The sequence below is a fragment of the Paenibacillus sp. CB74 genome (assembly GCF_055687625.1).
The window spans coordinates 4,465,706-4,480,850 of sequence record NZ_CM146009.1 but is presented as its reverse complement, the minus strand read 5'-3'; the positions used below and the strand labels follow the sequence as shown (position 1 = coordinate 4,480,850).

Genomic DNA, 15,145 nt, shown 5'->3' with positions numbered 1-15,145 from the left:
CATGTTACAGAATCTGCATGCAAGGTTGGTATGCTCCAGCTGCAAGGGCGAGCTGGAGCAGTCGGAGGCAGTGCTGCAATGCTGCAGCTGCGATGCGGTATATACGAACGATGATCGTTACTTATCGATGCTCGACCGGCGAGAACAGTTTGTCCACCCTTCCGAATGGAACCGAAAAGAGGCTGAAATTCGGGATTATAGCGAGATTTCGCACTCCCTTGCGCTGTCCGGTATAGGCCGATTCGCCACCTTCTTGAACTATGGTTACGTCCCGCACGAGAATGAGCAACATGCGGTGCTCGAGCCGGGCGATGCATGGAATAGAAACTCGGTCAAGCTGCTGCTTGAGACAGTGGGCAAGACGGCGATTCGGGAGCGGCAGGTGATCGACATCGGATGCGGCAGGGGAGGGAACATAGCGGCTCTGTCTAAATATTTCAAGCCGCTGTCTATTGTTGGTCTCGACATCTGCCCGGCGAATATTGCCTTTTGCAATGCCAAATCCCGATTGGGTGAATCTTTGTATCTCGTCGGCGATGCGGAGAATATACCGTTTGCTGACGAGAGCTTCGATGTGGTGTTAAATATAGAATCCGCACATGCCTATCCGAACCGATCACGATTCTATGAAGAGGTATACCGGATCATGAGAGTTGGCGGCGTATTTCTGTATACGGAGCTGATGCTGGGAGATCAAGTAGCGCAAAACGTCAGGCTGTTAGAGGAAGCAGGCCTGTCTGTAATCCGCAATCAGGATGTGACTTCGAATGTTCTTCTATCATGTGATGAGAGTGCGAAGCAGCGTACTGGCACACAAGGAATTGCGAATAACGCCAATTCAAGCACGAATATTGGAGATATCCATGAATTCATCGCATTGCCCGGCTCGAAGAAATATGAAGAGATGAAGGCTGGAACGCGGCAATACCGTATGATGAACCTTGTTAAGAGGTAATATAGCCGTGATATCAACAATAATTTTTGGGCGTGTCTGAAAACTCTGAAGGCGGCAGATTTTGCTGAATTTTCGTTCCAAGCCAGGAAGTTTTCCGCAGGCGTGCCGGGGCACGTCAAGGGAAATTGACGTAGCAGGGGGCGAAAAGGCGGTAAAAGATGCACTTCAGTAGGTTTCAAGACACGTCCTAGGTTAGGAGAAATATTTTATGGAAGAAATTATTTCCCTGGACACCTTTCAGCCTTTCGACGGCATGACGAAAATGTTTCCTCATCATAATTTTCCTTATTTTAATTGCGGCTACAATTTGTTATTAACGCTTGCCAGGTATTTTAAAAAAGATGAGCTGTCGATTTTGAATAATGTCATTACTATTTATAGATTTGATAAACAAAAAATACAAACAAGAGGATATTTCAAGTTAGAGGTATTGGATCTTGAGGAGGGAGATCAGATCCTTGAGAAAATGGGGATATCTATTCGTAAAAAATCCCCTGCACTAGATACGTTACAAGATGAGATCATAAACTCCATTTCTAGTGGTCATCCGATTTCCATATTTATTGATTTATTTTATCAACGCGGGAGAGACTTTTACTATAACCAAAAACATGGACTGCACCCTGTTTTTGTCTATGGCTTCAATCTGACGAACGAGGAAATATATACGGTTGATGATATTACAGAATACAGACAATATGCTCTGCCATTTTCAGAATTTAAATGGTCATGCATGACTTCGGAACACGTAAAGATGCCAGACTACTTTTGGGAATATGCGCTAGTGGCCCCCGGTAATCATGAGATATTGAACAATAAGAATTCAGCACACACAACCATCAATACATTCGTAGAAAATATGTGCAGGTATCAAAATGAAATAACGGAAAGTTTGAATAATATACTGTTGCTCGCAGAAAATTACGAGCTCATTATAAAAAATGAAACGATTATAGAAACACTGAGCAGTACGATTTATAGAAAATGTTCTGAGAAATACAGGTTAAATACTCTCTATAAGTACAACATTGATCATATCAATGCAAAACATACGCTTGACCCGTTATTGGACCAAATTATTCATGACTGGAAGACAGTAAGGATCTATTCGAATAAAGCCATCATGTCCCAAAAGTTCACTGGGGAAATCATAGACAAGTGCATTGGTTTATTTACAAAAATATATACGAATGAAATACATTTTAATAATCAATTATTTTTAATGTTAAAGGCTTTCAGGTATAATCACATCTAATATTGCTAGAAATGAGCCGCCCTTCATGGGTGGCTCTGCTTCTATCATTCCTTATACAGCCCCTAAATGGTGAGTTGTTCGATGGTTTATATAATCATAGTAGAGTTGATGGTGATCTGAACAATATCAAGTTTTCCAGTTTATCCGTTTTTAATAACTTTGTGGTGTTCATTGTTTTCTAATGCTACAGTAAGACGTGGCAAAGGTATGCCTAACTTTTTTGCTTCTCTCACAACTTCAAGTACCGCAAAACCGGCTTTACTATTATTGTATTCAATGAAAAGTCGTGGTAAGCTGCCCTTTGCAAAAATAACCTTGTTAAACAGCAGGCCGAGAAGTGCCGGTGGGATCTTGGTCAACAATAGAGTAATCGCGTCCATCTTTGCGCCTCTTGCTTTAAGTACAGGGGTCATTTCCCGCATACTCTTACCGACATTTGCGAATGAGTCACTATGATTCAAGACTGATGGGAAACTTCCTCGTTGTAACACCTCGGTCTCCATCGCCGCATTCATGGCAAAATGATTCCATAGCCAGCTTTGCATATCCTTGATCCAATTGATTTTAAAATTGGCGCTTTCAAATAGTTCTTTGACCTTGTTGTTTATCTGTTCCGTGCCTACCCGTGGTTTTTCCAGAAATATCGTTTTTAAAAAGCCGCCCTTAAGCTTATTATCCTCAATGCCGCCTCCTGCTCCTGGGAACCCAAAGACAACATTGTTCATAGACAGGGGCAAGATTGATGATTTTAAATCCTGCCAAATATTATTGAATATTAGGATCTGGGTGTTACCAGCAGTAGTCGAAAGTATTCTTGCTGCTTCGGGAAGTTGCTCCGTGTTGACACTCGCAATAATGAGATCATAATTTGGGCTTATCTCCTCATGCAGCTTGATTTTCCAGCTTTCTTGGATGAACTGTTTTCCTCTTCGTGCGTCCCACATTTCAAGCGCTATATGACTTCCGAACGTTTCTTTCCTCCCTTTTCTAACGTAAAACTCAACGGTATGCCCTGCCTTCTCTAAAGCCCAAGCGTATTGGGTCGATATTACACCTCTACCGAAAAATAAAATTCTCATCTTAGCCTCCTAATATCCATATTCCTCTTTGTTGATGATCCAACAACGTGTTGTATAATGTTATTGTATAGATTCACTATTTGGTCATCAACCATCAGATTTTTAATATCTGTCGTATAATCAATTCAACAGAAAATGGAGGTTAACAATGAAAAAGCAACCTGAAATTACGGAAAAAACAAGGCAGACATTTATAAATGTATTCTGTGATTTATATTGCCGAAAACCAATCGAAAAGATATCCATTCAAGAGATTGCTAACCAATCAGGATATAACCGGAGTACATTTTATCAATACTTTACAGATATCTATGAGTTGTTGGACTGCGTTGAAGAGCGTATGTTGAAATCGATCAAGGAGGAAATGGCAGGAAGAGAGTTTTCTACACATACTATCCAAGATGCACTTCAATGCTTGGAAAATGCAGAGGAAATTTCAGTTCTTAAAGCTGTATTGGGCGACTATGGTTCTGTTCATTTTGTGGAACGCTTGAAAAGAGAAATTCCCTTTGAACGATTGATTATGGATTTTTCAACAGATGATGTCTTGGCACCATACATCATCGAGTTTTACATATCTACATTAATATCTATGTTTCGTCTTTGGATACACAGAGACAAAGATCTATCGTCGGAGGAATTGATCAAGCTGATCGATAGTCTATTTACAAAGGGGATAACACCGTATCATATCTTTGGCACGGTCAATCCGCAACGTTCTGGAGTGTAGCGATGATGGTTAGAAAGCTAAAGATAAACAAAAAGAGGTCGAGAATTTCATATATTTTCGACCTCTTTTTTGTCTTTGTTTCAATACCATCCATTAACTAGTCTAAAACTCCCATTATCCCAGACGGTAATTAATATAAGTGCACATCCGTACCAGGCACGGATTTGTTTTGTACGGTATTACCGGATAGGTACGCAGATTAGGCAGCTGACTTAGAGTCTCGATATTGGAAATGGCATTGTTTTCGAGATGAAGCTCAAGTCCCATGTCCCTCCGATTCCATTTGCAGCTCAGCACAAATCATTCGTTCAGGCGATTTTATTATAGGAGGAACGGCTATTCCATGCTGAGTATAGTCGATCCAACACATAGACATCATAAATTTTGCTTTTTTCCACTTTGCAATAAAGATGGAATCTGATAGGATAAGTTTATAAATACGATGGTTTTAGTGAGGATTAAAAAGGAGGCCGCCTTGCCATGCAAGAATTAACACATCTGGATCAACTTGAGGCTGAAGCGATATACATTATCAGAGAAGTAGCAGCGGAGTGCGAGAAACCGGTCATGTTGTATTCCGTCGGCAAGGACAGCTCGGTCATGTTGCACTTGGCCCTAAAGGCTTTCTACCCCGAGAAGCCGCCGTTCCCATTCATGCATATCGATACAACCTGGAAATTCAAGGAAATGATTGAGTTCCGCGACCGAAAGGCAAAGGAATTTGGTATCGAGATGATCGTGCACTCAAATGAAGAGGCTATTCAACAAGGAATTAACCCCTTCGACCATGGTTCCGCATATACCGACATTATGAAAACCACAGCCCTGAAGCAGGGATTGGACAAATACGGATTCACGGTTGCGTTCGGTGGGGGAAGACGTGATGAGGAGAAGTCGCGTGCGAAGGAGCGGATTTTCTCGTTCCGGAACAAGAATCACTCGTGGGACCCGAAGAACCAACGTCCGGAGATGTGGAAGCTGTTCAACACGAGAATCAACAAGGGAGAGAGCATTCGAGTCTTTCCGCTGTCCAACTGGACTGAGAAGGATATCTGGCAATACATTCGTCGGGAGAACATCGATATCGTTCCGCTTTACTCTGCCGACGTAAGACCGATCGTTAATCGTGACGGGCATATCATCATGGTGGATGACGAGCGGATAAAGCTTGAGCCTGGCGAGAAGGTAGAGATGAAGAAGATTCGCTTCCGCACGTTGGGTTGTTACCCGCTCACAGGCGGAGTCGAGTCCGATGCTGTTACGCTGGATGAGATCATTGAGGAGACATTGGGTGCGTTATCTTCCGAACGGACCAGTCGGGTTATCGATCAAGAAGCGGCGGGAAGCATGGAACGACGCAAACGGGAGGGCTATTTCTAACATGAAGAGTCTACTAAAATTCATTACCTGCGGAAGTGTGGATGATGGCAAGTCCACGCTGATCGGACATATGCTCTATGAAGCCAAGCTGCTGTTTGCCGATCAAGAACGCGCGCTTGAGCTCGATAGTCGATTGGGAAGCCGAGGCGGCAAAATCGACTACTCGCTGCTCCTGGATGGTTTGCTGGCCGAACGCGAACAAGGGATTACCATTGATGTGGCATATCGTTATTTTACGACGTCTCATCGTTCCTTCATCGTGGCGGACACACCGGGACACGAAGAGTATACGCGCAACATGGCTGTAGGCGCTTCCTTTGCCGATCTAGCCATCATTCTGGTGGACGCTACCAAAGGCATCATTACCCAGACCAAACGCCATGCCCGGATCTGCGCCCTGATGGGGATCAAGCATCTCGTATTGGCTGTGAACAAGATGGATCTGGTCGGCTTCGATCAGAGGGCGTTCGAGGCAATCAAGGAAGAGTTCATCCAAACGACGGCCGAATTCCAAATCAAGAGCATTCAGGTCATTCCCGTGTCCGCTACGGAAGGGGACAACATTACAACCCAGTCGCCGAATGCACCCTGGTACGAGGGGTTAGCATTATTACCGTATTTGGAAAGTATAGATGTTCATACTACCGATGATACGAAGCCTTTCATGATGCCAGTTCAGCGTGTAAGCAGACCGGACCATACGTTCCGTGGGTTCCAGGGCCAGATCGAGGCTGGAAAGATTTCGGTCGGAGACGAACTCATGACTCTGCCAAGTCGGGAGAAAGCCAAGGTTAAGCGGATTTTGGTGACGGACCAAGCTCAGGATTCGGCTTATGCTGGCCAACCAGTTACGATACAACTGGACCGCGAAGTTGATGTCTCGCGAGGTTGTGTGCTCACGATGGACAATCAAGTCCAAGAAGCTGACAGCTTCGCTTCTACAATCCTGTGGATGGACGATTCCGTCCTGACTCCGGGCAAGCATTATTGGGTAAAGGTCGGAACGAAGACTCTTCCAGGCACTGTAACGGCGATTACCCATAAAATTGACATTAACACGGGCCATACCGTTCCGGCCGATCAAATTGTTAAGAACGAATTGGCCAAGTGTGAATTCACGCTGTCGGATCAGATCGTCTTCGATTCCTTTGAACACAATAAGAGCATCGGAGGTTTTATCCTCATTGATCGTGTCACCAACATGACGTCTGCTTGCGGAGTCATCGATCAAGCTCTGAAGGGAGAAAGCCGATTTTCCACGCTGGATACGGGGATCACGAGAGATGTTCGCGCCCAGCAGAAAGGACAATCTCCGCTCACGGTATGGTTTGCTGGCTCGGATACGGTAGCTCTCGCCAAGGAAGTGGAGAAGCGACTAATGTCATCCGGTTACCATACGATGCTGCTTGAGAGCGTCAGTGGAGAAACGCTCCGCGGAACGGCGGAGATGGCAAAGGTGTTGAACGACGCCGGCCTGATCTCACTGGTATCCCATGATTCTATCAGTGCGGGCGAACTTGAGACAGCTCGAGAGATCATCGGGGGCAAAGGATTTATTGAAGTTAACGCGGACGAGATCGGCGGAATATCCATCCAGGATGCCGCGAAATCCGTGGTTAAACGAGTTGTGCAATCCGTTATCGATCACAGTCCTTCGAATAACTACGACATTTAATAAGCATGTCCGATAAAGCGGTTGCCGATTAGGCAGCCGCTTGTTTGTTTCGTCAAGATCCCTTTGTATGGGGAGAGTGATCTCTGGATGCCAACATCACCCGTGCTGAGGTTGCAGCTATCGTCCAAAGAATATTGAAGGCTTTTGACTTGACTTAAAACACCGAAAGGGTTCCCCCATGCAGGAAGAACTGCATAAGGGGAACCCCTTTTTGCCTTTGTTTTAATACCATCCATTAACTGTAGTAGTCTAAAACTCCCCATCATCCCAGGCGGTAATTAATACACATGCACACCCGTACCAAGCACGGATTTGTTTTGGACGGAATTACCGGAGAGATAAACCTTTTTCAGATCAGGCAGTTGGCTTAGGGTCTCGATATTGGAAATGGCATTGTTCTCGAGATGAAGCTCTTCTATAGCCTGCCAGTTACTCATGAATTCGAGAGAAGCCAAATTGCTGTCTTGCAGAGTAAAGGAACGTAGAGCAGACATGCTGGCAAAGTAAGCCATCATCTGGTCAACTTCAGTAACAGAGGTATTGTTTATGCTGAAATACGGCTGCTCTAAGGTCAAATGTTCAAGTACGCTGTTCTCGGCTGCTGCCTTTTGTTCAAAGTTTAGCCTGCACTCGGAGCACATCAGAGATTTCACCTGCTTCAAACGAAATAAAGCATCGCTCTCCTGATATAGTGACGAGTCGTAAATGCTTAGAGTCTCTAGGCTGGACAAGCCATCCAGGGCGCCCAGACGGGTTACTTCACTGACCTCTGAGAGGGAGAGTTGCTTAAGTTTCGGGAATTTCCCCAGCGCCGCCAAATTCAACTCGCCACTTCCGCCACGGAGCGTCAGGCTGGTTGCGGCGGGCGCTTTCAGTCCGGCGAGAAAAGCGCTTGGAATTTCTACTCGCGTTGCCTTAGGTAATGTCAGCGCTTCTGCATTCTCGTAGTAGCCGGACAACGTTAATTCCCGCAAAGAGGACAGGCTATTGATGGCCTTTACCGAACTAAGTTGACTTAGAGAAGCTAGGCGCAGTGAAGTAATAGAGGCCTTGTCGGCCAAGGGCTCCAGGCTTGAGAAGTTTACGCTTTCGAGATCAAGCGTTTGTAGAGCAGGCATATTTTGTACAAAGTCGATGGACTTTACATTTGTTAAAAAGGATAGCTGAAGCTCCTGAAGCTGGGTCAAGGCGTACAGCGGTTGCAGGTCTGTGGTTTCACTGTATTGTATGGATAAGGATGACAGCCCGGTCATGGAGGATAACCATCCCAGTTCATCGACAAAGGTGAGCGACAGGGACTTGAGCGGCAGCTTGTTCAACAGAAAGAAATCCGTTACGGATTCATCCACATAGGTAATGGATAACGAGCTCAGATTAGGAAACTCCAGCAGCATGGCCAATTCCTGATTGCTGCGAAGCTGAGTGGAAAGCTCCGTAATGTTAGTCTTGTCGCCAAAGTAGCCCGAAAATTTGCTGAAGGATTCGTTAAAAGCACCTCCATAACTTTTTAATCCGGACATATGGGCCAAAGTGGTTTGATCCGTCTGGGAGATTTCATAGGTATTCGTCAGATCGAGTGCCGTCAGTCCCGTAAAGGCTTCAAAATCCCGCTGATCGATCTCCTGGTTATTCAGTTTCTTGTCCTGAGTCACATAAGTGATTTTCTCAGCCTGTTCATCGCTGAAGGGGTCGGAGAAGCTGTATGTAAACTCCCACTGGTCATTATCCGAATAATCTACAGTTAAGTAACGAATACGAGCAAGTTCATCCTCAGTCGGCAGGGCAGTCCCTTTATCGAAGATATCTCGCAAAAAGGAGAGCAGAACCTCGCTTTCAGGCATCTTTCGCATAGGCAGTTTGGCTTCTGTTGGTGAATGAGTAGAGCTGACATTGGAGTACATATAAGTACCGATGGCACCGGTTAACACCAGCATCAGTATAAGTAAAAGCTTTACGGAGACAGCCTGCTTCGGCGTTGCCTTGGGAGGCGTTCCATGGTAATGATTAATGGTCTGGTCCACGTAATAGACATTATTTTGCTTCAATAGAAGCTCTGTTTCACAATAAGGGCACTTTAGAATTTCACCCTCTTTGTATTCAATTCGTCCGTTGCAATTGGGACAGTTTAACGGAATAAACGCCACAAATGTCCTCTCCTTCGTTATGATGTTCATCAATTTATGCCAAACGGTCATCTGACTTCATTATACCTTGTGAATTTACGTTTGATGAGAGAAAGAAGTTTCACATAACGAAGGAGCAGGGAAATCCTGCTCCTTTTGATCTTTTTTTAGGCATGGCTGAGGGAAGGTATTAAATAAATCATTAAGCGATTGAAGTAATCGGATGTTTAACATGCACAGGGTAGAGATGATCACCAGGTATTCTTACGAATAAGCCGTCATTGGTGAGGGTACTTTTTAGAACGAGATGTTCTGTTGCATCTGGTGTGAAATGGAAGGTGATTGTCTCTGTATCCTCATCTGCAATCTTATCCAAGATATCTTTCATATTTATTTCGTTTAAGCTAACAACGTCGAAGAGCTCAATATGATTGTCTTCTTTCTGATAAATAACAATGACGTTTTCATCTTCTAAGTAATTAATATCATTACTAAAGACATTCAGGCAATAAAACATGAGTATGCCTTGCGTCTGGGCGGTTCCGAAATGCCGAGAAACCGGCAATCTTTCCGATGCGAATTTTTGAATAAGATGTAAATCATCCGCGATAGTAACATCGAGCCTCTGAAGGTTCGCAGGTTTGGGTGATTTTTTTGCCGTATAATCCATTGAAAAAAGATGTTCTTCCACCGGCTTAAAACCAAACTTGGGGTAAAAATCAAGCACCGATTCATTGGCAAAAAGGTACATGAGATCGTGCTTGTTCTCGTATTCCTCTAAAATTCTGTTCATTAAATGAGTGGATAGTCCTTTCCCTCGATAGTCGGGATGTGTCATCACTGTGCCGATTTGAATCGCTTTTTTCTGCTCCCCGTGAATGATGAGCTCAAGGATGTTAACGGAAGCATTGGCAACAACCCGATCTCCGTCCACAAATGAAAAAGGGATGTAGTTCTCGCCCCAGCATCCGTGCTGGTACCAATTTTCAAAATCAATATCAAAAGTCTCGGCAGCAAGCTCGAAAAAACTCTTGCGCAGTACTTCGTTGTTTTTATAATTCTTCATAAATGTTAATTCTTGCATGGTACTCTCTCCTTAACCCTCAATAGTAACTACATAATATGACCATGCAGTAACTGCAATTAAGTCAGTAATCTGGTATTCACTATTCAAAGTCTTGGTCCATTAATCTAAGGCAAAATGCACGACTGCGCTATATAACATTTTGGTGCGAATAGGATCAAACGTTACTTGATGTTGGACTTGCTTTACACGCAGCATTAATGCCTTATTGATTTCAATACGTTCTTCGATCGCTCGCGCCAGTTCATGAAAGTCATAAGCCTGCAAGCATTCGACTTTATCTTTTATGATATCCAGTGAAATTTCCATATTTAAGTCAAGCCTCCTCGGAATGTCGATCTGCAGGTTAAATGCCTGTCGAGCTTCATTGTAGAGGAGCTTTTCCAGTTCGGCAAGATGAATTCCACTCAACATATCAGAATCTAAAGAGACGAAGCCAACCGCCCGATATATATGTATAAATAAATTTGGATGTAAACATTGATTCAAGGCCGCTAATCTTTAGCATGAACGAAAAAGGAGAACAGCCAATGATCCGTGTTATGTTGATTGACGATGAAGAAGATGCACTAGATCTGCTTGAAATATTGCTTGGTCAAATGGGGAATGTGGAGATCGCTGGAAGATATCTAAATCCCCTTCAGGCGTTGGAAGATTTAAACCGAACCATGATAGATGCTGTGTTTTTGGATATCCAAATGCCGGGTATGAAGGGTACCGAAGCAGCTCGGCGAATAAGAAGCATTTCTCCTGAGTTGCCGATCATTTTCACGACGGCCTATGCCGAGTATGCATTAGAAGCGTTTGAGATTGATTCAACCGACTATCTGTTAAAGCCGTTTACGGTGAGCCGTTTACAGAATACGGTGGCACGGATAACCAAAGATCTGTACAAGCAGTCCAGTCTAACAGAGGAAAATAAGCCTTTAGTTCCGTCAGTTCTTTCTCTCGGAGGATTCCATATCATATCACCAGGCGATACGGGCAAGGAAGTTATATGGAAAACGAAAAAAGAGCGGGAGCTATGCGCATTTCTAATTCATCATGAAGGTAAGCGCGTAAATGCCGCTGTCATTATAGAGGCGTTGTGGCCGGGTTACGATCTCGATAAAGCCAAATCGTATTTGTACACCTGTCTTTCTTATCTTCGAAGAAGCTTGACAGAGCATGGCGTAGCAATTCATATCCGTAAAGGAAATCAGGGGTTTTCCGCTGAACTGAACGACATTACAATAGATGTCTCTCAATTCGAGACATTGTTAAATAAAATATTGGCGGAAGAGCACATAAATGAGCTTCATTATGATCAGATGAACGAGATGTACGTCGGAGATTATATGGATGGATGCAATTTTGACTGGGCAATTGCCAGACAGTTGAATATCAAGTCGTTGTATGTCCGTGCACTTCGCAAATGGTATATGTATTATCGTAGCCAAGGAAAGCTTTTGTTTGCAGCGAATAGCTTACAGCGATTACTGTCACTTGTTCCTGACTCCGAGATCGATGGACGTGAGTTGATTAGAATTCATCTGGAACTCAGTAACCGGAGTGAGGCATACCGTGTAAGTCAGGAGTTAGAGCAAGCCGTGCGCATTCAACTTGGAACAGAACTGGAGGAGGAGACGTTGTTATTGATTCAGAACACGATGGAGGGATCGGGGCGCACATTTCAATGAAACGCAAAATCGTTGCGATCCTAATTACATTGACAATGTTGTTCGCGACTTACGGTATGCTGTTAACATACTTTACTTTTAACAAGAAAACGATGCCGATGGCGGCCAATGGAGTCATGGACTTAACCAATTGGGCATTTCAGGAGAAGGGTGTCGTCCGGCTGGACGGGCAATGGGAGTTTTACCCGAATCGACTACTCTTCAGCCATCCCCTCACCTCTGAGGAAGCGGGAGATGAAGCCCCTTCTTTCATTCAGGTGCCCGGGTCATGGTCCAAACAGATGGATACGTTGGGTGTGGCAACGTATCGTTTGAGGCTTTTAATTGATGACGATAGCGTCATATATGGAATGAAGACGGCAGCCATATTGATCTCCAATAGGCTTATCGTCAACGGGCAAGTCGTGGGCTCAAGCGGGTATCCCGATCACAAAGACGATTATTGGGCGCTTAACAAGCCATATGTCAGTTATTTCACTTTAAAGCCAGGCTGGAACGATATCGTGATCGAAGTTGCCAACCATGAATTCCGGGTAACGAGTGGAATCGGGGAGTCTATCCAATTTGGCAAGGCTGACCAAATTGCGAAAATTCGGGATGTCGCGACAGCACACGATTGGATTGCCCTAACAGCCTTCCTGATCATGGGGCTGTATTTTATCGGATTATTTTCTCAGCGCAGGAATGATCAGTCCCTTGTTGTATTCGGACTCGTCTGTGTATTTATTGCAGCGTTTACAAGCATCAGCGGTGAGAGGGTGCTGTTCGATGCGCTGGGCCCACTTCCATTTTGGCTATATTTTCGCATTCAAATGGTGTTGACCATTGGGGTAGGTGTAGGATTTTTCTTGTATGTGTATACTGCTTTTCGTCCCTACAGTTATAGAGGATTTACGAAGGCAGGACTACTATCAGGAGGTGCTTTACTTCTCTTGCATATGGGCTTTGCTACGCAAATTACGACAGGGCCGTTTCGCCTTGTGACATCACTGTACGTCACGTTAGCTTTGTTGTACGCCACCTATGTGTTTGTATATGCTGTTCTAAATAGAGTGGCTGGCAGCTGGTATCTGGCTGTGGCGGCGATGGCTTTGAACGCGCTAGTGTTGAACCAGAACTTAAACGTCTACTTTGGCGTTCCGATCTATTCGCTGCCACCCGTCGAGCCATTTCTTGTACTGCTCATGCTTGCACTATTGATGTCGCTCCGCTTCTCAAACGCATTCCAGAGAATAGAGGAACTCTCGGGTCAGTTAATGGAGGCGGACAAGCACAAGGATGATTTTCTCGCACGTACCTCACACGAATTCAAGACGCCTCTTCATGGTGTTATGAACATATCCCGGTCTATGCTTGATGATACTGCGTTACCTCCTACGTCAGGGCAACGAGAGAAGCTTCAGTTGATGATCGATATTACCAGGAAGCTTTCTCAGATTGTCTATGACATTCTGGACTTGTCGAAGCTTAAACAGGGGGAGCTTAGAATTGATCCGGCGCCAGTCGATGTCCGTTCAGTCGTAGAGATGCAAATCCGTTTCTACTCTTATCTCAGTGCGGAAAAGGAGATTCAACTCGTCAATCAGGTGCCAGCGGACTTGCCGCTCGCTTATGCTGATGAAATCAGGTTAAGTCAGGTCATTAGCAATCTGCTGGACAATGCAATCAAGTACACAGAGAACGGAACGATCATTGTTGCCGGGAAGGAACAAGAAGGCCTGTTGCAATTCGAAGTACAGGATACGGGAGCGGGTATACATCCGGAGGATATGCCGTATATTTTTGAGCCGTTCAAATCCATGGAAGAAGTAGGCCAACGCGGCTCCGGGCTTGGGCTGTCTATCGCTAAGCAGCTGATTAATCTGCAAGGGGGGACACTATCCGTGAGCTCAACCCTGGACGTGGGGACGACATTCACGTTTACCCTGCAGCGGGCAACGTCAAATAATGAAAATATAGCTAGCTCGGACCATTCATCAGCATCTTACATTCAACCTTTGGAGAACGAGTATTCGTTTCCTACACCGTATATTGCGAATGCCGCTGGTAAGCGCACGATTTTGATCGTTGATGATCAGTATGTCAATCTGAAGGTTTTGCTGGATACGCTACAATCCCATGACTATCGGATCATCGCAGTCAAAGATGGATACGAAGCACTTCGCCAGATCGATGAACCGGGCAGAATTGACCTTGTCATTCTGGACCTGATGATGCCAGGCATGTCCGGATACGAAGTATGTCAAGAAATTCGCAAGCGCTATTCACTCTTGGAGTTGCCCGTGCTGATGGTTACTGCGGCAATTCAACCACAGGATAAGGTGGCTGCATATCAGGTTGGAGCAAACGACTACTTGCCCAAACCGTTTGATTTGGAAGAATTAAAAGCCCGAATCGGAAGTTTGCTTGCCATGAAGGAATCATTGGGACGCGCAGTATATATGGAAGTGGCTTTCCTTCAATCGCAGATCAAGCCGCATTTTCTATATAACGTTCTTAATAGTATCGTTGCCTCCAGTTATACAGATATAGAGCGTGCGCGGAGCATGATCATCGCGTTGGCTGATTATTTGCGAGGAAGCTTTCGGTTCAGCAATTCAGATAAACGCATCGAACTCGATGAGGAATTCAAGCTTATTCAAACCTATGTACAGATTGAGCAGGCAAGATTCAGGGACCGTATTTGCTTCCAATATGAGATTCCTGAAGAGGCATATCGTTTACAGATACCACCGTTGCTGCTTCAGCCGTTGATCGAAAATGCGATTCGCCACGGCATCGGAGATCGAATTGAAGGCGGAACAGTGAAATTGATAGTGGAGAGATTAGAAGAGGATTGGTTATTTGTTGTATCCGATGACGGAGTCGGAATTCCTCCCGACCGTATGAAGATATTACTTGAACATAGCGAATCGGCCGTCCAGCAAGGAGTAGGTTTACGAAATATCGATAAGCGATTGAGATTTGAATACGGAACTTCACTGGTACTAACGAGTGAACCTGGGCATGGAACGAGCGTTGCCTTTCATATTCCTAATGGGCTGTCTTAAGAGAACATGTGTTATATCAATGGGTTCCATCGTACATGCGGTGGGGCTCTTTTTGTATTTATTTGATGGATAGTTAACTGAAAATGTGGATTGGTGGACGGGTATGATTAATGTCGTCGAATAAAGTCGAATAAC

General features: G+C 44.7%; 11 protein-coding genes. 7 read left to right on the top strand and 4 right to left on the bottom strand.

Going from position 1 to position 15,145, the window contains the following annotated elements:
- Position 1: 1 nt before the first annotated feature.
- Positions 2-955, top strand: a complete 954-nt coding sequence (locus tag ACX9NY_RS19745) for a class I SAM-dependent methyltransferase (RefSeq protein WP_342571832.1) — start codon at positions 2-4, stop codon at positions 953-955.
- Between the two features lie 208 nt (positions 956-1,163).
- On the top strand, positions 1,164-2,210 hold the full coding sequence (locus tag ACX9NY_RS19740) for a hypothetical protein (RefSeq protein ID WP_472474603.1): 1,047 nt from the start codon (positions 1,164-1,166) through the stop codon (positions 2,208-2,210).
- A 140-nt stretch (positions 2,211-2,350) separates the two neighbouring features.
- Here the strand turns inward: ACX9NY_RS19740 and ACX9NY_RS19735 are convergent, their stop codons facing one another.
- Positions 2,351-3,289, bottom strand: coding sequence for a ketopantoate reductase family protein (locus ACX9NY_RS19735; RefSeq protein WP_472474601.1), 939 nt, complete (start codon positions 3,287-3,289; stop codon positions 2,351-2,353).
- A 148-nt stretch (positions 3,290-3,437) separates the two neighbouring features.
- Between ACX9NY_RS19735 and ACX9NY_RS19730 the strand changes: the two genes are divergently transcribed.
- The 3 genes from ACX9NY_RS19730 (at position 3,438) to ACX9NY_RS19720 (ending at position 7,074) form a co-directional block, all read left to right on the top strand.
- On the top strand, positions 3,438-4,019 hold the full coding sequence (locus ACX9NY_RS19730; protein ID WP_339258834.1) for a TetR/AcrR family transcriptional regulator: 582 nt from the start codon (positions 3,438-3,440) through the stop codon (positions 4,017-4,019).
- A gap of 480 nt (positions 4,020-4,499) precedes the next feature.
- Positions 4,500-5,399, top strand: coding sequence for a sulfate adenylyltransferase subunit CysD (cysD, locus tag ACX9NY_RS19725; RefSeq protein ID WP_253430176.1), 900 nt, complete (start codon positions 4,500-4,502; stop codon positions 5,397-5,399).
- A gap of 1 nt (position 5,400) precedes the next feature.
- Positions 5,401-7,074, top strand: coding sequence for a GTP-binding protein (locus ACX9NY_RS19720; protein ID WP_472474598.1), 1,674 nt, complete (start codon positions 5,401-5,403; stop codon positions 7,072-7,074).
- A gap of 278 nt (positions 7,075-7,352) precedes the next feature.
- Here ACX9NY_RS19720 and ACX9NY_RS19715 read toward each other — a convergent pair whose 3' ends face one another.
- The 3 genes from ACX9NY_RS19715 to ACX9NY_RS19705 form a co-directional block, all read right to left on the bottom strand.
- Entirely contained in the window at positions 7,353-9,218 is a 1,866-nt protein-coding gene (locus ACX9NY_RS19715; RefSeq protein WP_472474596.1) for a leucine-rich repeat domain-containing protein, read from the bottom strand.
- 181 nt (positions 9,219-9,399) lie between these two features.
- Positions 9,400-10,281, bottom strand: a complete 882-nt coding sequence (locus ACX9NY_RS19710; RefSeq protein WP_472474594.1) for a GNAT family N-acetyltransferase — start codon at positions 10,279-10,281, stop codon at positions 9,400-9,402.
- Positions 10,282-10,383: 102 nt separating this feature from the next.
- Positions 10,384-10,590: a DUF2536 family protein gene (locus tag ACX9NY_RS19705; protein WP_339239535.1), complete on the bottom strand. Its 207-nt coding sequence runs from the start codon at positions 10,588-10,590 to the stop codon at positions 10,384-10,386.
- A 221-nt stretch (positions 10,591-10,811) separates the two neighbouring features.
- On the opposite strand from ACX9NY_RS19705, the gene ACX9NY_RS19700 reads away from it, so the two are divergent.
- Together ACX9NY_RS19700 and ACX9NY_RS19695 are read left to right on the top strand one after the other, a co-directional pair.
- Positions 10,812-11,960, top strand: a complete 1,149-nt coding sequence (locus tag ACX9NY_RS19700) for a response regulator (protein WP_339239536.1) — start codon at positions 10,812-10,814, stop codon at positions 11,958-11,960.
- Positions 11,957-15,010, top strand: coding sequence for a hybrid sensor histidine kinase/response regulator (locus ACX9NY_RS19695; protein ID WP_472474591.1), 3,054 nt, complete (start codon positions 11,957-11,959; stop codon positions 15,008-15,010). The genes ACX9NY_RS19700 and ACX9NY_RS19695 overlap by 4 nt, the downstream gene beginning before the upstream one ends.
- The last annotated feature ends 135 nt before the right edge of the window (positions 15,011-15,145 follow it).